Origin of the sequence: Curtobacterium sp. VKM Ac-2889, assembly GCF_015350855.1 — a bacterium.
Lineage (GTDB): Bacteria > Actinomycetota > Actinomycetes > Actinomycetales > Microbacteriaceae > Curtobacterium > Curtobacterium poinsettiae.
In genome coordinates, this window is record NZ_JADKSC010000004.1 from 288495 (window position 1) to 307433 (window position 18939).

The following is an 18939-nucleotide window of genomic DNA, read 5'->3' on the forward strand; positions in this document are numbered from 1 at the left end:
CGTCAGCCTAACCGCACGGGCCGTCGGCGTGTTCGTCAGCTGGGCATCCGCTGCATCGAGTTGTGCACAACTGGGTTGCGTGACAGTGTGGACGCATGCCCGTGACCGACGAGATGGTGTGCTTCTCCCTCTACGCGGCGTCCCGCGCCACCACGCAGGCGTACCGCACGATGCTCGAACCCTGGGGCCTGACGTACCCGCAGTACCTGGTGCTCGTCACCCTGTGGGTCGAGGGCGACCAGACCGTCTCGAGCCTCGGGGAACACCTGCAGCTCGACTCCGGCACCCTCTCGCCGCTGCTCCGCCGCATGGAGCAGAGCGACCTGGTCCGTCGCGAGCGCCGCAGCACCGACGAACGCGTCGTCACCGTCACCGTCGGTGAGCGCGGCCGCGAACTGCGGTCCGAGCTGAGCGGCATCCCCGCACGCATAGCCGCCGGGATGGGCCTGGCCGACGAACGTGCCGCTGCCGAGCTCATCGCGACGCTGCACCGGCTGACCGAGACGATGCACACGGCGGCCGATCCCGAGCGCGACGCCGCCGGCGCCGTTTCGCACTGAGCGACACCTCACGGCCACGTGTGCCCGTGAAGTGTCGCTGAGCGCGAGAGCACGCCGCACACCCCGAACTGCACGATCCGCCCCACAAGGAAGGAACCCCATGGAAGCCCTCTACACAGCCGAGGCCCTGGCCACCGGCGAAGGCCGCAACGGCCACGTCGCCACGAGCGACGGCACGGTCGAGTTCGACCTCGCCATCCCGAAGGAGATGGGTGGCTCCGGCAACGGCGCGAACCCCGAGCAGCTCTTCGCAGCCGGCTACGCCGCCTGCTTCCACTCCGCACTGCAGGGCGTCGCCCGCAGCCAGAAGGTGAAGATCACCGACTCGTCCGTCGGCGGTCGCGTGCAGATCGGCCCGAACGGCAACGGTGGCTACCAGCTCGCCGTCATGCTCGAGGTCGTCATCCCCGGCCTGGAGCACGACCAGGCCCAGGCACTCGCCGACGCAGCCCACCAGGTCTGCCCCTACTCGAACGCGACCCGCGGCAACATCGACGTCACCATCGTCGTCTCGGAGGACTGACCCATGAGCACCACCACTCCCACCACCATGCGCGCCGTCGTCCACGAGACGTTCGCCGAGCCCGCCGACGTCCTCGAGGTGCAGGAGCGCCCCGTCCCGACGCCCGCCACCGGCGAGGTCCTCGTCCGCACGGTCCTCTCCCCCATCCACAACCACGACCTGTGGACCGTCCGCGGCACCTACGGCTTCAAGCCGGAGCTGCCCGCCGCCTCGGGCACCGAGGCACTCGGCGTCGTCGAGGCGCTCGGCGAGGGCGTCACGAACCTGCAGGTCGGCCAGCGCGTCGCCGGTGGCGCCTTCGGCGTCTGGGCCGAGTACTACACCGCGAACGCCGCAGGCCTCGTGCCGGTGCCGGACGCGATGACCGACGAGGCCGCCGCGCAGCTCGTCTCGATGCCGTTCAGCGCCATCAGCCTGCTGCACTCGCTCGACCTGCACGAGGGCGACTGGATCATCCAGAACGCCGCCAACGGTGCGGTCGGTCGCATGGTCGCCCAGCTCGGTGCCGCACGCGGCATCAACGTCATCGGACTCGTCCGTCGCGCCGCCGGTGTCGACGAGCTCCGTGAGCAGGGCATCGAGCGCATCGTCGCCACCGACGCCGACGACTGGCAGGACCAGGTCGCCGCGATCACCGGTGGCGCCCCGATCATCGCCGGTGTCGAGTCCGTCGGCGGCAAGGCCGCCGGCGACATCGCGTCGGTGCTGGGCGAGAACGCCACCCTCGTCGTCTTCGGCGCGATGGCGTCACCGACGCTCGAGATCCCGTCGGGCAAGGTCATCTTCGGCCAGCTCACCGTGAAGGGCTTCTGGGGTTCCGTCGTCAGCAAGACGATGCCCGCCGAGACGAAGGGCCAGCTCTTCGGTGAGCTCATCACCCGGGTGCTCGACGGCTCGCTGACGCTCCCCGTCGCCGAGACCTTCGCCTTCGAGCAGGTCCGCGACGCCGTGCGCGCCAGCGACACCGCCGGCCGCGTCGGCAAGGTGCTCCTGCGCCCGTAGCGCGACCACAGGACGGGAGGCCCGGTGCCAGCTGGCACCGGGCCTCCCGTCCGTCTGCATGCTTCGTCACACACCGAATGAGCAGAAGACGCCGGGTGCCCTGGGGCGACCCGACGTCTTCTGCGCACTCGTTGCAGCGTGGTGCGGCCTAGCGGCGCGACGCCTTCACGGGGACGGTGAAGATGTTGCCGGTGGTGACGCCCTCTTCGACCTCTTCCAGGGTGCGGCCGCGGCTCTCCGGCACGAACTTCCAGATGAAGAGCAGGGCGAGGAGCCCGACGATCCCGAAGCCGAAGAACGTCCCGGTGATGCCGGTCGCGGCGACGATGGTCGGGAAGTACAGCCCGAGGAACGCGTTCGCGATCCAGAGGCAGAACACCGAGATGCCCATGCCGAGCGCGCGGATCTGGGTCGGGAAGATCTCGGACAGGACGACCCACACGGCGATGTTGAGGAAGGTCTGCATCGAGCCGACGAACGCGACGACCAGGAACAGGATCACCCACGGACGAGCGGGGTTGCCCTCGGGCAGTGCGACCGACGCGATGCCGATCAGGAAGTGGCAGGTCGTCGTCAGCGTGAACCCGAGGATCAGCGTCGTCCGGCGGTTGATCTTCTCCATGTTGTACAGGGCGATGACGCCACCGACCACGGCGATCACACCGGGTGCGATGTTCGCGATGAGGGCTGCCGATGCCTGGAACCCGGACTCGATGAGCACGGTCTGGCCGTAGTACATGATCGAGTTGATGCCGGTGAGCTGCTGCGCGACGCCGAGTCCGGCGCCGATGAGCACGATGCGGATGAGCCACTTGTTCCCGCGCAGCGTCTGCCACCCGCTGACGCGCTCGACCTTCGCCTCGATGTCGTTGCTCCGCTTGATGTCGTCGAGCTCGGCACGGGCACGGTCGGTGGTCCGCACCTGCTCGAGGACGGAGAGTGCTTCGTCGTTACGGTTCTTCGACGCGAGCCAGCGCGGCGACTCCGGCACCCGGAGCATGCCGACGAAGAGGGCGATCGCGGGGAGCGCGCAGACGGCCAGCATGACGCGCCACACCCCGTTGCCCTCACCCCACACGCTGCCGATGACCGCGTTGACCACGAACGCCGCGAGCTGGCCGATGACGATCATCAGCTCGTTGCGGCCGGACAGGGATCCGCGGATCTCGTACGGGGCGAGTTCGGCGAGGAAGACGGGCACCACCGTCGACGCGCCACCGACCGCGAGGCCGAGGAGCACACGACCGATGACGATGACCTCGAACGTCGGCGCGAACACGCAGATCAGCGTGCCGACGAAGAACGTGACGGCGAGCAGGATGATCGTCTTGCGGCGACCCCAGCCGTCGGCGATGCGGCCGCCGAGCATGGCACCGATCGCGGCGCCGAACAGCAGCGAGCTCGTGACGACACCCTCGGTGAAGTTGGTGAGGCCGAGCTCCGTCTTCATCGGGTTCAAGGCGCCGTTGATGACGCCGGTGTCGTACCCGAAGAGCAACCCGCCGAACGTGGCGACGAGGGCCAGCACGCCGAGACGTCGGCGGTGCGGCCCGGTCCCCAACGGGGGCAGTGCGACAGTCGGGGCTGTCGGTTTGATGTCGACCATTCGGTGACTCCTTCGTCGGTGATCGCGCGTCAGTGCGTGGACCGATCGTAACCCGATTCCATGTCCTGTCAATTGGACATTCTGTCGTCAGGTCGTTTGGATCGGTCCACAGAACACCTGATGAGGACGGGAGCGGTCCAATCTGCGATGCAGCGTCAGCGGTCGTCGTCGACGGGGCCGTCGCCGAGGACGTCCCCCAACGACGCCATGTCCGCACCGTGGTCGGTGTAGCGGCGGACGGTGCGTCGAGCGGCCGCACTGGCGGCGCCGGACAGGGCGGGGTTGCGCCGAGCGGCGTCGGCGACGCGGCCCGCGTGCCCCGCGGTCGAGAGCAGCACGTTCGCCAGCGCACGGGCGTCACCCCGCTCGGGGACCCCGGTCACGGTCCAGGCCGTGCGGACCTGCGCGTCCGGGGTGACGCCACGACGAGTGCCCATCCGGTGCCAGTCGGACAGCACGCCCTCGGTGCGCGAGGCCGCGCGGTCCGCCTCTCCCGCACGACGGCGGGCGGCGTCACGGGCGTCGGACTCGGTGTCCGTGCCCTCGACCGTGTCGTACCGGTCGGTGAGCCCGTCGGCCCGGCGCCGGACACTGTCGGCCCGTTCACGCGCCGCGGCGTCGTCACCACCCGCCGCTGCGATGCGGGCGGCGTGCGCGGCGGCAGCCGCGGCGAGGATCTCCGAACGCTCCATGCCCTCGACCGTAGCCGCTCCGACCGACACCGGCGGACCGTCCGTCGCGGTGGCGGGGCACCGCGACCAGCCGCGTTCCGCACTGAGCGACACCGCACGGGACGGCGCGCGCATGAGGTGTCGCTGAGCGCGAAACCGGCCCGGCGTCCGGCCCGCGGCCGCAGCGCACGCACACGACGGACAGGAGGCCCGTGGCGGCTCCCCCACGGGCCGCCTGTCCGTCAGGTGGGGGCGTGCGCTACTTCCGCAGCTCCAGGTACTTCGCGATGAGCGCCTTGGTCGACGGGTCCTGCGCGTCGAGCGCGGCCTGGTCGCCCTCGACGGCCGGCGTGACCTGCAGCGCCAGCTGCTTGCCGAGCTCCACACCCCACTGGTCGAACGAGTCGATGCCCCAGATCGTGCCCTCGGTGAACACGATGTGCTCGTACAGCGCGATGAGCTGGCCGAGCACGCTCGGGGTGAGCTCCGGCGCGATGATCGACGTGGTCGGCTTGTTGCCGGGGAACGTGCGGGCCGCGACGATTCCTTCGTCGGTGGTGCCCTCGGCGCGGACCTCGTCGGCGCTCTTGCCGAACGCCAGCGCCTTGGTCTGCGCGAAGAAGTTCGCCAGGAACAGCGTGTGCACGTCGGTGCCGGGCGCGACGCCCTTGCCGTCGCCGGTCGCGTCCTGCAGCGGACGGGCCGGGTTGGCGACCGTGATGAAGTCGGCCGGGATCAGGCGGGTGCCCTGGTGGATGAGCTGGTAGAACGCGTGCTGGCCGTTCGTGCCGGGCTCACCCCAGAAGACCTCGCCGGTCTCGGTGGTGACGGGCGAGCCGTCCCAGCGGACGCGCTTGCCGTTCGACTCCATCGTGAGCTGCTGCAGGTACGCGGCGAAGCGGTGCAGGTACTGCGTGTAGGGCAGGACCGCGTGGCTCTGCGCACCGAGGAAGTTCGTGTACCAGACGTTGAGCAGGCCCATCAGGACGGGGACGTTCTGCTCGAGCGGCGTGGTGCGGACGTGCTCGTCGATGGCGTGGAAGCCGGCGAGGAACTGCTCCCAGTTCTCCTTGCCGATCGCGATGACGACGCTCGTGCCGATGGCCGAGTCGACCGAGTAGCGGCCGCCCACCCAGTCCCAGAAGCCGAAGGCGTTCTCGGGGTCGATGCCGAACGCCTCGACCTTGTCGAGCGCGGTGGAGACGGCGACGAAGTGCTTGGCGACGGCGTTCTTCTTCTCGTCGTCGGCGGCGTCGGTCAGGCCGAGCTTCTCCCACAGCCACTGGCGGGCGAGGCGCGCGTTCGTCAGGGTCTCGAGCGTGCCGAAGGTCTTCGACGCGACGATGAAGAGCGTGGTCTCGGGGTCCAGGTCCGCGGTCTTCTCGTAGATGTCCGCCGGGTCGATGTTCGACACGAAGCGGGCCTCGAGGCCGGGCTGGACGTACGGCTTGAGCGCCTCGTAGACCATGACCGGGCCGAGGTCGGAGCCACCGATGCCGATGTTGACGACGGTCTCGATGCGCTTGCCGGTGACACCGGTCCAGGCGCCGCTGCGGACCTGCTCGGCGAAGCCGTAGACCTTGTCGAGCGTGGCGTGCACGTCGGCGTCGACGTCCTGGCCGTCGACGGTCAGCGGCGCGGCCGGCACGAGGCCCTCGGTCGACTTCGGACGACGGAGCGCGGTGTGCAGCACGGCGCGGTCCTCGGTGACGTTGATGTGCTCACCGGCGAGCATCGCCTGGAAGCGCTCGGCGACGCCGGTGTCCTTGGCGACCTGCAGCAGCGCGGCGAGGATCTCGTCGGTCACCAGGCCCTTGGACAGGTCGACGGTCAGGTCGGCAGCTTGGAAGGTGTACTGCTCGGCACGACCGGGGTCGCTGTCGAACCACCCTCGCAGGTCCGGGGTGAAGCCGGCAGCGATGCTGTCGAGCTTCTTCCAGCCTTCGGTCGATGTGGGGTCGACGGGAGCGGATTCGGTCACTTCGGTCCTCCTGGGGATCACGTTCGAGACGTACAGCCCGCGGGTCACGCAGCGCTGCGTCGCGGACCGTCTTCGAGCGTAGTGCGCTCCGGCAGGTGGTGCGCACAGTCGGACGGGAGGCGCGGCTCGCGTTCGCTGCGCGCGTCACGCCTCCCGGCCGGTCGCGTTCATCGCCGCGGTCGGCTTGCCGGGTTCAGGGCTGCGGTCGGCCTGCCCGGTTCACGACTGTGGCCGGGTTCACGACTGCGGTGCGAAGCGGCGCAGGCGCAGGCTGTTCGTCACGACGAAGACCGACGAGAACGCCATCGCCGCACCCGCGAACACCGGGTTCAGCAGCCCCGCCATCGCGAGCGGGATCGCCGCCACGTTGTACGCGAACGCCCAGAACAGGTTGCCCTTGATGACGCCGAGCGTCGCGCGGGACAGCCGGACGGCGTCGGCCACCACGGTGAGCCGACCGCTCACGACCGTGATGTCGCTCGCCGCGATGGCCGCGTCGGTGCCGGCGCCCATCGCGATGCCGAGGTCTGCGGCTGCCAGCGCGGCGGCGTCGTTCACGCCGTCGCCGACCATCGCGACGCTCCGGCCCTCGGACTGCAGCCGGCGGACGGTCTCGAGCTTCGACGCCGGGGTCGCGCGGGCGTGCACCTCGTCGATGCCGACCCGGGCGGCGACGGCACGTGCTGCGCCGTCGTTGTCGCCGGTGAGCAGGACCGGGCGCAGGCCGAGCGCGCGGAAGCGGGTGATCGCGTCGGCGGCCTCGGGCTTCACGGTGTCGCCGACGACGACCACGCCCAGGGCGCTGCCGTTCCGGGCGACGACGACCGCGGTGGCCCCGTCGGCCTCGGCGCCGTCCACGGCGTCGGCGAGCACCGGCGGCAGGGTGATCGACCATGCGTCGGCGAGCCAGCGGGTCGTGCCGACCAGGACGACGTCACCGTCCACGACGGCCTGCACCCCGGCACCGGCGGTGGCGGTGAACTGCTCGGCCGCGGTCAGGTCGGCGCCCCGGGCGCGGGCCGCGGTGGTCACGGCGCGGGCGACGGGGTGCTCCGAGCCGTCCTCGACCGCGGCGGCGAGCCGGAGCACGGCGTCCTCGGTCTCGTCGACGACGGTCACGGACCACAGGGTCATCGACCCGGTGGTGACGGTGCCGGTCTTGTCGAGCACGACGGTGTCGACGCCGCGCGTGCGCTCGAGGACCTGCGGGCCGCCGATCAGGATCCCGAGCTGCGAGCCCCGACCGGTGCCGACCAGCAGCGCGGTGGGCGTGGCGAGCCCGAGGGCGCACGGGCACGCGATGATCAGGGTGGCGACGGCGGCGGTGAAGGCCGCGGTGACCGAGCCGCCGAGCACGAGCCAGCCGACGAAGGCCAGCACGGCGAGCGCGATGACGATCGGCACGAAGACGCCGGACACGCGGTCGGCCAGGCGCTGCACCTCGGCCTTGCCGGTCTGGGCGTCCTCGACCAGGCGCCCCATGCGGGCGAGCTCGGTGTCGGCACCGATGCGGGTGACGGCGACGACGAGTCGGCCGCCGACGTTGATCGTGGCGCCGGTGACACGGTCGCCCGGTCCGACCTCGACCGGCACGGACTCGCCGGTGAGCATGCTGCGGTCGACGGCCGAGGAGCCGTCCTGCACCAGGCCGTCGCTCGGGATCCGCTCGCCGGGTCGCACGACGACGACGTCGCCGACGACGAGGGACGAGGTCGGCACGCGGTGTTCGGCACCGTCGCGCAGGACCGCGGCGTCCTTCGCACCGAGTTCGAGCAGCGCCCGGAGTGCGGCACCGGACTGCGTCTTCGCACGGGCCTCCATGTACCGGCCGGCGAGGATGAACACCGTCACGGCGGTCGCGACCTCGAGGTACAGGTCGGCGGCCTCGGGATCGGTGGCGAACCACGAGAACGTCATGTGCATGCCGGTCGTGCCGGCGTCCCCGAGGAACAGGGCGTACAGCGACCACCCGAACGCGGCGAGGACCCCGACGCTCACCAGGGTGTCCATGGTGGCGGCACCGTGGCGTGCGTTCACCCACGCGGCACGGTGGAACGGGAGCGCTCCCCAGACCGCGACGGGTGCCGCGAGCGTCAGGGCGAGCCACTGCCAGTTCGGGAACTGCAGGGCCGGCACCATCGAGAGCACCACGACGGGCACCGCGAGCACGGCGGACACGACCAGGCGTCGTCGCAGCGGTTCCGCCCGGTCCTGGTCGGCCGTGGGCTCGGCGTCGGCGGCAGCGGGCGGTGCCGGCACCGTGGCGCCGTAACCGGCGGACTCCACCGCGGCGATCAGCGACTGGGGGTCGGCGGTGCCGTCGGCCGCGACCTGCACCTGCGCCTTCTCGGTGGCGTAGTTCACGGTGGCGGTGACGCCGGGCATCTTGCCGAGCTTTCGCTCGATGCGGTTCGCGCACGAGGCGCAGGTCATCCCGGTGATGTCGAGTTCGACGGTGCGGTCCGTCACGAGCGCGCGACCTCGTAGCCTGCCTCGGCCACCGCGGCGTGCAGGGCGTCCGCATCGACCGGCGCCGCGGAGCTGACGGTGACCTCGGACGAGCCGCCGGGGACGAGTCGGACGTCGACGCCCGTCACCCCGTCGACCTCGGAGAGTTCCTCGGTGACGCTCATCACGCAGTGTTCGCAGGTCATGCCCTCGACGAGCAGCGTCTCGGTGGTCATGGTGTCTCCTTCTGGTTGATCGATCGTCAGGGGTCAGGAGCGGACGAGCCGGGCGATCGCCTGGCTGGCCTCGCGCACCTTCTCGTCGGCGGCGTCCCCGCCCTCGGCGACGGCCTCGGCGACGCAGTGCGCCAGGTGGTCTTCGAGCAACGACAGCGCGACGCGTTCGAGCGCCCGGTTCGCCGCGGATATCTGGGTCAGGACGTCGATGCAGTACGTCTCGTCCTCGACCATCCGCGCGATCCCGCGCACCTGCCCCTCGGCGCGACGGAGTCGCTTGAGCAGGTCGTCCTTGTCGCCGATGTACCCGACGTGTTCGTGCATGTCCGCCTCCACCGTTCTCAATACGGTACCCCCCTAGGGTATTCCTTTCCTTGTCTGGTGCAACTGATGGCATGATCGGCGCATGGACACCTCGACGACGAACGGATTCCGCCGGCTGCGGTTCTCCGACGGTGAGGGTTCCGACTACTCCGAGATCTTCGCCGCGGAGTACGGCGGCTCGGACTTCGCCTCGGAGACCTTCGCCACCGACGACACCCGGTACGAGTACACGGTCGTCGGCGACGACGACCTGTCACTCCGCACCATGCGTGCCGAGGGCGGGCGACGCGGCGGGGTCATCGGTGTGCGGGACGACCACGTGGTGTTCTGGCTCACCAAGGGCCGGCTCGAGATGCACTTCGCCGACCGCACCCGCGTCGTCGAGCCGGGCAGCCCGTACATCGCCTCGGCGTCCGAGGCGTACCGGTTCGAGTCCGACGGCACCGTCTACAACGGCGTGCACGTGTCCGACCGCTTCCTGCGGAGCGTCGGCCGCGACCTCGGCTACCGGCTGCCGGACGGTCCGCTGCTGTTCGACCAGCAGGACGAGGTCATCGCCCGGCGTGAACCGCTCCGGCACCTCATCCGCGAACTCGGCCCGGCACTGGTCGACGACCGCGTGCTCGGCCCGATGCGGACCGCGCTGAACCGTCGGCTGGCCGTCGTCATCCTCGACACGTTCCCCATCCGCAACCGCGGCGACGACGTCCCCGTGGCGAACCGGCTCCGCGACGCGATCCGCTTCATCGAGCTGCACGCCGCCGAACGCCCCTCGATCCCCACCATCGCCGCCGCCTGCGGGCTCAGCCAGCGTGGACTGCAGGACGTCTTCGCCCGGACGCTCGACACCACTCCGCACCGGTTCCTCCGCGACCACCGCCTGGACCGGGTGCGGGAAGAGCTCCTGCGCGCGGACCGCGGCGGCGCGACTGCAGCGGACTGCCCGCTCGTGTCGTCGGGGATCGCCGTGATCGCCCGGCGGTGGGGCTTCACGAACCCCGGCCGGTTCGCCGAGACCTACCGCGAACGGTTCGGCGAGGACCCGGCCACCACGAAGCGCGCGGCACTCGCGGCGCAGCCGCAGGCCGGCAGGGCGTCGTGGCGTGTCCGTCGTGCGGTGTCCTACATCGAACAGCACCTCGACGACCCGCTCACGCTCGACGACATCGCAGCCGCCGCAGGGGTGCTCCCCCGTCGGTTGCAGCAGCTCTTCCGCGAGGAGCGCGGCGAGTCCCCGATGGCCTGTGTCCGCGCCATGCGGGCCGCTGCCGAACGCAACGACGCGGCCGGAATCGGCGAAACGGCCTGACGGAACGCCCCGGGGGTACACGCAGATCCCCGGATTTCCGGGGATCCCTGGATTTTTCCCGAATCCGAGAAGTCGTGTGTGACGAATCTCTTCCACAGCCCGTCTCATCCGTGAACAGCAACCGCTGGGAACGCCCGGCGGGTCAACGGAAGGAATGAACCATGGCTGACACCACCACCCCCACCCCGGCCACCACGGCGACCCGTGCCACCTCGCACGCCGGCACCAGCGGCGTCACCGGCAAGACCGTCATCGACGACACCGTCGTGTCGAAGGTCGCCGGCATCGCCGCCCGCGAGGTCAACGGCGTGCACTCCCTCGGCAACGGCGCAGCCCGTGCCATCGGCGCCATCCGCGACGCGATCGGCCAGCGCGACTTCGGTCAGGGCGTCAAGGTCGAGGTCGGCGAGAAGCAGGTCGCCGCGGACATCGTGATCGTCGCCGAGTACCCGGTGTCGCTCCAGCAGGTCGCCGACGGTGTCCGCACCGGTGTGGCCCGTGCCCTCGAGCAGATCGTCGGCATGGAGGTCGCCGAGGTCAACGTGACCGTCCAGGACGTCTACATCCCGGGTGACGACGACGACAACGACGACGAGAAGAAGGAAGCGCGAGTCGCATGAGCAACACGCTGATCGGCGCCCTCATCGGCGCAGTCCTCGCCGTCGTGGCACTGCAGTTCGGGTTCTGGGGCTTCGTGCTCGTGATCGTGTTCGGTGCGATCGGGGCCCTCGTGGCCGCCCTCGCCACCGGTCGCATCGACCGCGGCGCCCTGACCGACGTGCTGACCGGACGCCGGAGCTCCCGGTGAACGCCGGCCCGGACGTCCCGGGCCGCGTCGAGATCACCGCACGCGCGCTCACCTCGCTGGCGCGGGCCGTCGCAGCCGAAGGGCTCGGCGCCCCCGCCAAGCGGGTGCGCGTCGGCCTCGGCGACGCGTCGGGAGCACTGTCCCTCGACATCACCGGGCCGATCGCCGCGAGCGACGACATCGTCTCCGGGTCGATCCGGATCGCTGACCAGGTCAAGGGCCGCGTGAGCGACCTGACCGGGCGCCGCGTCGGCAGTGCCCACATCGAACTCACCGGGATCGTGCGCGAGCACGAGTCCCGCGCCCGCTAGGAGGCCATCATGAGCAACGGTTCCGTCGAACGACGCATCCGTCGTCGGAGCGTGCACCGCTCCCGCTCCACAGCAGTGGCGGTGGCCCTCGTGGTGCTCGCCCTGGTGGCCGCCTGGATCGGCACCGAGTCGGTGCTCAGCGCCATCGGACGCCCACCGCTGGTCGCCGACCCCCAGACCGTGGTCGACACGGCGCTCCGCCCGGACGCCGCGTTCGTCACCATCGTCGAGGTCATCGCCGGTGTGCTCGTCGTCCTCGGCGTCGTGCTGGTCGTCCTGGCCCTCAAGCCCGGTCGCCAGCACCGATCGGTCGTCGAGCACGAGCGTGGTGCGGTCGTCATCGACTCCCGCATCGTCGCCTCCACCGCGGCGAACGCCGCCGGCATGGCGGCCGGCGTCCCCGAGGGGAACGCCTCCGCCACCGCCCGCGGCCGTTCCACCGAGGTCCGCATCGTCCCCGTCACCGGTGTGCCGGTCGACGAGGCGACCGTCCGCGCCGCCGTCGTGGAGCGCCTGAGCGGCCTCGACGAGCGTTTCGGCCGACGCGTCCGCGTCCGGGTCGAGGAGAAGGGAACCCTCGCATGACCAAGAGCAACCGGACCCTCAACCGGATCATCCTGTTCGTCCTCGGCCTGGTCGCCGTCGTCGTCGGGATCGCGATGGGCGCGGGTGTCCTGCCCGCCGTCCAGGATGCGCTCAAGCCGTACGTCGACCTCCCCCGCAGCCTCGACGTGCCCGCGTCCGCGCTGTGGATCGTCGCCGGGGCCGCGGCCCTCGTGGTCGTCCTGTCACTCGTGTGGGCGTCCACCCGCGGTGGTGGCGGCACGTCCGTCGCCGTCCGGGAACGCTCAGGCGACGACGCGGTCACCATCAACGTCGCACTCGTCCGGGACGTCGTCGAACACGAACTCGCGGGTGTCCGCGACGTGGTCGGCTCCCGCGTCGACACCTACCTCGTCCGCCGGCAGCGCGCCGCACGGATCCGTGTCGCGGTCCGCCGCGGCGGGGACGCCGTCACCGTGCTCGACGCCGTCGACCGAGCCGTCGCGGTCCTCGACCGCACCCTCGGCCGTCCGGTCCCGGTGCTCGTGCACCTGACCGGCGGTACCCGCTCCGCGCTCGCGAAGGCGACCCGCGTCCACTGACACCCGTCAGCCGGACGCACCCCCGGGCCTCCCGGCCCACCTCCACACCACCGGGCACACGCCCACCCACGAAAGGACCCGTCATGGGACTCGACGACAAGATCAAGAACGCCGCTCAGGACCTCGCCGGCAAGGCGAAGGAAGCCGTCGGCAACCTGACCAACGACGACGCCAAGGTCGCCGAAGGCAAGAAGGACCAGACCGCTGCGAGCGCGAAGCAGACCGGCGAGGACGTCAAGGACGTCTTCAAGAAGTAGGTCGCACGACCGCGTCGGGGCACCCGTCGAACGGGTGCCCCGACGCGTCCCCGCGCTGATCCCGAACGAGGAGGAACCATGCAGCACGACCCCCATGCGAACACGCAGGTCACCGAGGTGGCCCTGCCCGCAGCACTGACGGAGCCGCTGCCCGACGACGCGAGCACCGCGACGATCGTCGCGCGCACCGCGGCGGAGACCGCACTCGGCGTGCCCGGCGTGCACCACCTCGGCGGGATCGCCGCCCGTGCCGCCGACCAGCTGCGGAAGCAGCTCGGCCGCTCGGCCGGTACCGCCGGCGTGCAGGTCGACGAACAGGACGGCGAGCTCAGTGTCCAGGTCGCCGTCGTCGTCAGCTACCCGCACCCGGTGCTCGACGTCGCCGCCGAGGTCCGGCAGCAGGTGAGCGCAGCGACGCGCCAGCTGTCCGACCTGCACACCACGGTCGACGTGCGCGTCCTCGACGTGCACGGCCCGTTCGACGACGAGCAGTCCCCGCTGGGTCGCGCCGCCGAGCAGACGACCGACGCCCTCAAGCAGGCGGCCGAGTCGACCGGCGACGCCGTCAAGCGGGCCGCCGAGACGACCGCGGACGCCACGAAGCGCGTTGCCACGGCCACGGCGGACGCGACGAAGCAGGCTGCCGACGCCACCGCTGACGCCACCAAACAGGCAGCGTCCGCCACCGCCGACGCCACCAAGCGCGCTGCCGACGCCACCGCCGACACGACGAAGCGTGCCGTCGACGCCGCTGCCGAGACCGGCGAGCGTGTCCGCGACTCCGCCTCGGAGTCCCTCGCCCGCGCATCGGAACAGGCCGCCGACGCGGCATCGTCCGCGAAGGACGCCGCCGAACAGGCCCGCGACGTCGTCGTCGAGACAGCCGGCACGACCCGCGACCGGGCCGCCGACGCCGCCGATGCCGCGGCCGAAGCGGCTGACGACGCCGCTGACTCGGCCGCCGACGCCGCAGCGGCACCGCGGCACCGGGACCAGCCGTGACCACCGCCTGGTCCGGAGGGCGCCGGTCCCGCGACCGGCGCCCCCGACCCCGCGGCGTCTGGATCGCCAGCGGCACCGGGGTCTTCCTCGTGCTCGCCATCGCGGTCGGCGGGTTCCTGCCACTGGTCGGGTTCCTCGGCGGGGTCACCGCCACGACCGCCGGCCTCGTGCCGTTCCCGTTCGTCCGCGTCACCCTCATCGCCCTGCTCGGCGCGGTCGTGGTGCTCGCCCTGCTCCTGCTCGCCCTGACCCGCCGGCACACCGCCACCGCGACGACCGCCGTCGTGCTCGCCGTCCTGGTGAGCGTGGCCGTCACCCTGGTCCCCGTCGTCCTGGTCGCCGTCGGGTCCGCCGACCGCGCGGGCGACGTCTGGCCGATCGTCACGGAGCTCTGGAACCGCTTCACCGGCTGACGTCGTGCACGCGGTCCCGGACTGGAGGCCCGCCCCACCCGCCCACGTCGGCGCACCCGGGTGGTCCTCCGGTCCACTGCCCGTCCGCTAGCCTCGCGACGTGAAGCGTCTCTCCCCCGGCCAGCGCTGGGTCATCGGTCTCGGCGCGTTCGCGCTCGTCTGTCTCGTCGTCGGCGTCATCGCGTTCGCGGTCGGCTTCCCCTGGGGCGGCGTCGTCGGCATCATCGGGCTGCTGCACCTCGGCCTGACCGGCCTGGCCGGTGCACTCGTCTGGACCTCGACCCCGGCGATCGCGCCGCGTCCCGTCAAGCGTCCGACGCCGCGCCCCGGAGCGACGCACCGGGTCTTCTCGTACGGCACCCTCCAGCAGCCCCTGGTGCAGGAGTCCCTGTTCGGCGACCACGTCCCGACGACCGCGGACTCCCTGCCCGGCTGGCGACTCGACTGGGTGACGATCACCGACCCGGACGTCATCCGGACGAGCGGCTCCGACCGGCACCCGATCCTGCGCCGCGGCGCCGCGGGCGACGTCGTCGAGGGCGTGGCCCTGACGCTCGGGTACGAGTGGCAGCTCCGCGCGGTCGACGACTACGAGGTCGCCGACTACCAGCGCATCCAGGTCACGCTGGCCTCGGGCTGGACGGCCTGGGTCTACGTGGCGGCCGACGAAGCCTGAGCCGCAACGCGCAGCCGTCCGAGCCCCTCGTCGATCGACACCGACGGGGTCCACCGCAGGTCCTGCCGGGTCCGTCGCTGGTCGAACCAGTGCGCGGTCGAGAGCTGTTCGGCCAGGAACCGGGTCATCGGCGGCTCGTCCTCACCCGGTCGGACACGCCAGACGGCCTCGACCACTGAGCCCGCTGCCCGGGCGACCGCCGCCGGCACGTGCCACTGCGGTGGCCGGACGCCCGATGCCGTGCAGATGCCGGCGAGCAGGTGGGCGACGGGTCGGGGCTCACCGTTCGTGACGACGTACGCGTTGCCGTGCACGCCGTCGTCCGTGACGCGCTCGAGTGCCGCGACCATGGCCGTCGCGGCGTTGTCGACGTAGAGCGTGTCGATGAGCGCGGCGCCGGAGTCGAGCAGCGGGAGCCGTCCGGCTCGGGCCCGCTCGACGATCCGTCCGACGAGCTGCGTGTCACCCGGCCCCCACACCAGGTGCGGCCGGACCGCCACGACGGCGAAGTCCGGGGCGTCGGCGTCGAGTGCCAGCAGCTCCGCCGCGGCCTTGGTGCGGGCGTAGTCGCCACGGGCACGGGACGGTTCGGCAGGTCCGGCGTCGGCCCCGACGAGCGACGACCCGGTGTGCGCGACCGACGGCGACGACACGAAGACGAAGCGCGCGACCCCGGCGGCACGGGCGGCTCGCAGCAGTGATCGCGTTCCGTCGACGTTCACGCGCGCGAAGTCGGCTGGGTCCCCGGCGAGCGACACCTTGGCGGCCAGGTGCACGACGGCTTCGACCCCGTCGACCGCGCGGGCGATCGCGGCGTCGTCGGTCATCGTGCCGGCGACGTCCTGCACCCCGGGCACACCGGATGGACGGCGCTGGAACGTCCGGACCTCGTGCCCGGCGTCCCGCACGGCCGCGGCGGTGGCCTGCCCGAGGAACCCGCTGGCCCCGGTGACCAGGACCTTCACGGCCGTACCATCCGTCCGCCGGACAGCACCGAGCCGGCCCAGCGGGACAGCCGGGTGCGGTCGACCTTGGAGTTGTGCCGGATGTCGGTCGGCAGCACGGGCACGACGAGCACTGCGGCGAGCCGGACCCCGGCGGCAGCGCGGACCGCGGCGGCGAGCTGCGGCGACGCCAGACCCGGCCGGCGCACGGCGGGATCGGTCTCGACGACGGCCACCACCTGCTGCGTGCCGATCGGACCGATGGCCGCGACCCCGGTACGTCCGACACCGTCGACGCCCTCGATCCGCTGCTCCGGCCCGACCGGTGTGACGACCCCGTCGGGCGTGGTGAGCACGTGCTGCAGCCGGCCTTCGACCCAGACCCGTCCCGCGGAGTCGAGGTGTCCGACGTCCCCGGTGCGGTGTCCGCGCGGGTCGTCGACCCCGAGGCGCGAGACCCGGTCGGTGCGCCAGAGCCGGTCGTAGTGGTCGCGCACGTGCGGTGCCGCGACGACGATCTCGCCGGTGACCCCGGGCGCGTCCGTCAGGGCTCCGGTCGCGCGACCGGAACCGTCGAGCGGCGCGATGCGGACGCGGACGTTCTCCGCCGGCGCCCCGACGCAGATCCCCTCGTCGGTGGACCGGCCGGCGGCGCGGACCCCGTCCAGGTCGACGTCGGTCATGAGCAGCCCCTCGGTCATGCCGTAGGGGGTGTGGGCAGTGGCGTTCGGCATCAGCTCGGTCGCCGCGGTCAGCAGCGCGGCCGACACGGGAGCGCCGGCCGACAGGAACAGCCGCACGCCCCGCAGCGCCGCACGATCGGCATCGGTGAGCTCCGACGCCGTCTCGACCACGTTGGCCAGCGCTGCCGGCGACAGGAACACCACGGTGGCATCGGCGGCGGCGACCGACGCAGCGACCGCCTTCGCCGTGAGCGTGCGCGGCGCGGTGACGTCCATGTCGGGCGCGACCGACCTGGCGCCGAGTGCCGGGCCGAGCAGCGCGAACGGTGCGAACCCGGCGACGAGTCCGGTGCCGACCCCGACGTCGTACTGGGTCGCCAGGGCGTCCCGGACGGCGCTCAGCTGCCCGTGCGTGTACACGACGCCCTTCGCCGGGCCGGTCGATCCCGAGGTGAACAGCACCGCGGCGGGCGCGTCCGGCGACGGCGCTGCCGGCAGTTCCGCCCCGTGTGCGAGACGACGCGCACCACGTCGGGCGACGTCGACGAGCGTGTGCTCGACGCGCAGCGCCCTCCGTGCCGGTGCGGGCAGCGAAACCGTCGCGATGCGTCGCCCCGGCCAGCCGAGGGCACGCGCGGCACCGAGGCCGGGCAGCGCGCCGATGATCCAGTCGGGTCGGGCACCGCGGACCGCGCGGGTCAGGCCGCCGAGGCCGAGACCGGCATCGGCGACGACGACGACCGCCCCGATCCGCACGCAGGCGTACAGGACGGCGGTCAGGTCGGCACCGGGGGTCACCAGGAGCGAGACACGGTCGCCGCTCCGGACCCCCAGGTCGTCCAGCCCGGCGGCGATCTCGTCGACGCGTCGGGCGAGCAGCCGCCACGTGATCGTGCGGGGACCGCCCGGGGCGGCCATCTCGACCAGGGCGGGTTCGTCACTCCCCCGCAGCTCGTCGAGCCGCGCCCAGAGCGGCGGCGTCGCCGCGGCGGGCCGGTCCGTGTCCACGGGTCCGGACTGGAGGCCCGGGTCGGCCTGTGCAGGACGGCCACCGTCCGGCAGGCGGTCACCGAGCCAGTCGAACACCGCGCCCGCCACGTCGGCGTCATCAGGCAGCAGGTGCCCGGCGCCCTCGAACCGGTGGACGTCGGCGTGCGGCATCCGCTCGGTCAGGTCGTCCAGGTAGCGCTCGAGGAACACCGGGTCACGCGGGCCCCAGAGCAGGAGCGCCGGCACGTCGAGCGCCGCCACACCCGCAGCGATGCGGTCGAGCTCCGGCGCACTCCGGTGCCGGGCGTCGACGGGGATGTCCGCGACGAAGCCGCCGATGCCACCGCGCCGCGCGGCACCACGGTAGGGCGCCCGGTAGCCGTCGGCCGTGGCACGGTCGAGCTTCGGGTGCGCGATGGCCAGGGTGGTCTCGAGGAACGCGGGGGTCACGACCGTCGCGCGGCCGAGCATGCCGGGGCCGAGGGCGAGCCGCAGCGGGGCGGGGATCGGGGCGTCGTCGGGCTGGTGCACCGCGGTGTTGCACGTCATCGCGGCGGCCAGGACGTCCGGGTGGTCGACCGCCCAGCCGAGCGACACCACACCGCCCCAGTCGTGGCCGAGGGTGACGACCGGGCCGGTCAGCCCGAGTTCGTCGGTCAGGGCACCGAGGTCCGCGACGCGCTGCGGCAGCCCCCGCTCGACGCCGGTGCGCTCCGAGAAGCCCATGTCGAGCTGGTCGACGGCGACCACGCGCCAGGCCGGGCCGCCGGCCTGGGCGACCTCGAGCGAGGTGCGGAGCACCGACCGCCAGAGGTACGACCAGGTCGGGTTGCCGTGCACGCACAGGATGGTGCCGACCGGTTCCACGCCGAGCGCGGCCAGGGACCCGGCCGTGTCGAGGAGGTGCCAGGTGCGCGCGGCGCGATCCGTTCCTCCCCTGCGATCTCCGGACCACGCGGGGACCGTGACCAGACGCGACCACGCCGGGTCGAGGCCGGGCAGGGAGGGTGGCTGCGTCGCCGGAGCCGTGCTCGCGGCGACGCGGGGCAA

General features: G+C 72.2%; 21 protein-coding genes. 13 read left to right on the forward strand and 8 right to left on the reverse strand.

Annotation, left to right across the window (positions count from 1 at the left end; genetic code table 11):
- Window positions 1–95: 95 nt before the first annotated feature.
- The 3 genes from ITJ50_RS14460 to ITJ50_RS14470 all read left to right on the forward strand — a co-directional run bounded on the left by ITJ50_RS14460 (window position 96) and on the right by ITJ50_RS14470 (window position 2085).
- Complete coding sequence (locus tag ITJ50_RS14460; RefSeq protein ID WP_194590776.1) at window positions 96–560, forward strand: MarR family winged helix-turn-helix transcriptional regulator; 465 nt, start codon at window positions 96–98, stop codon at window positions 558–560.
- Between the two features lie 100 nt (window positions 561–660).
- Window positions 661–1083, forward strand: a complete 423-nt coding sequence (locus ITJ50_RS14465) for an organic hydroperoxide resistance protein (protein ID WP_017885422.1) — start codon at window positions 661–663, stop codon at window positions 1081–1083.
- Between the two features lie 27 nt (window positions 1084–1110).
- Entirely contained in the window at window positions 1111–2085 is a 975-nt protein-coding gene (locus ITJ50_RS14470) for a zinc-binding dehydrogenase (protein WP_194590837.1), read from the forward strand.
- A gap of 148 nt (window positions 2086–2233) precedes the next feature.
- Here the strand turns inward: ITJ50_RS14470 and ITJ50_RS14475 are convergent, their stop codons facing one another.
- The 6 genes from ITJ50_RS14475 to ITJ50_RS14500 form a co-directional block, all read right to left on the reverse strand.
- Complete coding sequence (locus tag ITJ50_RS14475) at window positions 2234–3691, reverse strand: sugar porter family MFS transporter (protein ID WP_194590777.1); 1458 nt, start codon at window positions 3689–3691, stop codon at window positions 2234–2236.
- Window positions 3692–3846: 155 nt separating this feature from the next.
- Window positions 3847–4383, reverse strand: coding sequence for a hypothetical protein (locus ITJ50_RS14480; RefSeq protein WP_139179692.1), 537 nt, complete (start codon window positions 4381–4383; stop codon window positions 3847–3849).
- 238 nt (window positions 4384–4621) lie between these two features.
- Complete coding sequence (gene pgi, locus ITJ50_RS14485) at window positions 4622–6343, reverse strand: glucose-6-phosphate isomerase (RefSeq protein WP_194590778.1); 1722 nt, start codon at window positions 6341–6343, stop codon at window positions 4622–4624.
- A 237-nt stretch (window positions 6344–6580) separates the two neighbouring features.
- Entirely contained in the window at window positions 6581–8812 is a 2232-nt protein-coding gene (locus ITJ50_RS14490; protein WP_194590779.1) for a heavy metal translocating P-type ATPase, read from the reverse strand.
- Entirely contained in the window at window positions 8809–9027 is a 219-nt protein-coding gene (locus ITJ50_RS14495) for a heavy-metal-associated domain-containing protein (protein ID WP_017885416.1), read from the reverse strand. The genes ITJ50_RS14490 and ITJ50_RS14495 overlap by 4 nt, the downstream gene beginning before the upstream one ends.
- 33 nt (window positions 9028–9060) lie before the next feature.
- A complete protein-coding gene (locus tag ITJ50_RS14500; RefSeq protein WP_027466001.1) occupies window positions 9061–9351 on the reverse strand; it encodes a metal-sensitive transcriptional regulator in 291 nt (96 codons plus the stop codon).
- Between the two features lie 82 nt (window positions 9352–9433).
- Here ITJ50_RS14500 and ITJ50_RS14505 point away from each other — a divergent pair, with 82 nt between their 5' ends.
- The 10 genes from ITJ50_RS14505 to ITJ50_RS17970 all read left to right on the forward strand — a co-directional run bounded on the left by ITJ50_RS14505 (window position 9434) and on the right by ITJ50_RS17970 (window position 15272).
- The gene (locus ITJ50_RS14505) at window positions 9434–10660 is read left to right on the forward strand and encodes a helix-turn-helix domain-containing protein (RefSeq protein ID WP_194590780.1); all 1227 of its coding nucleotides are present in this window, start codon (window positions 9434–9436) and stop codon (window positions 10658–10660) included.
- A 161-nt stretch (window positions 10661–10821) separates the two neighbouring features.
- Window positions 10822–11280 (forward strand): Asp23/Gls24 family envelope stress response protein, encoded by a 459-nt coding sequence (locus ITJ50_RS14510; protein WP_017885413.1) that lies wholly within the window; start codon window positions 10822–10824, stop codon window positions 11278–11280.
- On the forward strand, window positions 11277–11468 hold the full coding sequence (locus ITJ50_RS14515; RefSeq protein ID WP_017885412.1) for a DUF2273 domain-containing protein: 192 nt from the start codon (window positions 11277–11279) through the stop codon (window positions 11466–11468). The genes ITJ50_RS14510 and ITJ50_RS14515 overlap by 4 nt, the downstream gene beginning before the upstream one ends.
- Entirely contained in the window at window positions 11465–11779 is a 315-nt protein-coding gene (locus ITJ50_RS14520; RefSeq protein ID WP_017885411.1) for a hypothetical protein, read from the forward strand. Before ITJ50_RS14515 ends, ITJ50_RS14520 begins: the two co-directional genes overlap by 4 nt.
- 9 nt (window positions 11780–11788) lie before the next feature.
- Window positions 11789–12364 (forward strand): DUF6286 domain-containing protein, encoded by a 576-nt coding sequence (locus ITJ50_RS14525; RefSeq protein WP_056070061.1) that lies wholly within the window; start codon window positions 11789–11791, stop codon window positions 12362–12364.
- Entirely contained in the window at window positions 12361–12924 is a 564-nt protein-coding gene (locus tag ITJ50_RS14530; protein WP_017885409.1) for a hypothetical protein, read from the forward strand. The genes ITJ50_RS14525 and ITJ50_RS14530 overlap by 4 nt, the downstream gene beginning before the upstream one ends.
- Window positions 12925–13007: 83 nt before the next feature.
- Window positions 13008–13181 (forward strand): CsbD family protein, encoded by a 174-nt coding sequence (locus ITJ50_RS14535; RefSeq protein WP_017885408.1) that lies wholly within the window; start codon window positions 13008–13010, stop codon window positions 13179–13181.
- Window positions 13182–13259: 78 nt separating this feature from the next.
- A complete protein-coding gene (locus ITJ50_RS14540) occupies window positions 13260–14183 on the forward strand; it encodes an Asp23/Gls24 family envelope stress response protein (protein WP_194590781.1) in 924 nt (307 codons plus the stop codon).
- On the forward strand, window positions 14180–14596 hold the full coding sequence (locus tag ITJ50_RS14545; RefSeq protein WP_159556101.1) for an MFS transporter permease: 417 nt from the start codon (window positions 14180–14182) through the stop codon (window positions 14594–14596). The genes ITJ50_RS14540 and ITJ50_RS14545 overlap by 4 nt, the downstream gene beginning before the upstream one ends.
- 100 nt (window positions 14597–14696) lie before the next feature.
- A complete protein-coding gene (locus ITJ50_RS17970) occupies window positions 14697–15272 on the forward strand; it encodes a gamma-glutamylcyclotransferase family protein (protein ID WP_231564040.1) in 576 nt (191 codons plus the stop codon).
- Here ITJ50_RS17970 and ITJ50_RS14555 read toward each other — a convergent pair.
- Both ITJ50_RS14555 and ITJ50_RS14560 read right to left on the reverse strand, forming a co-directional pair.
- Window positions 15248–16237 carry an NAD-dependent epimerase/dehydratase family protein gene (locus tag ITJ50_RS14555; protein WP_017886823.1) on the reverse strand — a complete coding sequence of 330 codons (990 nt, stop codon included), beginning with the start codon at window positions 16235–16237 and terminating at the stop codon, window positions 15248–15250. The two genes, ITJ50_RS17970 and ITJ50_RS14555, sit on opposite strands and share 25 nt — an antisense overlap.
- Window positions 16234–18939 (reverse strand): alpha/beta fold hydrolase, encoded by a 2706-nt coding sequence (locus tag ITJ50_RS14560; RefSeq protein WP_194590838.1) that lies wholly within the window; start codon window positions 18937–18939, stop codon window positions 16234–16236. The genes ITJ50_RS14555 and ITJ50_RS14560 overlap by 4 nt, the downstream gene beginning before the upstream one ends.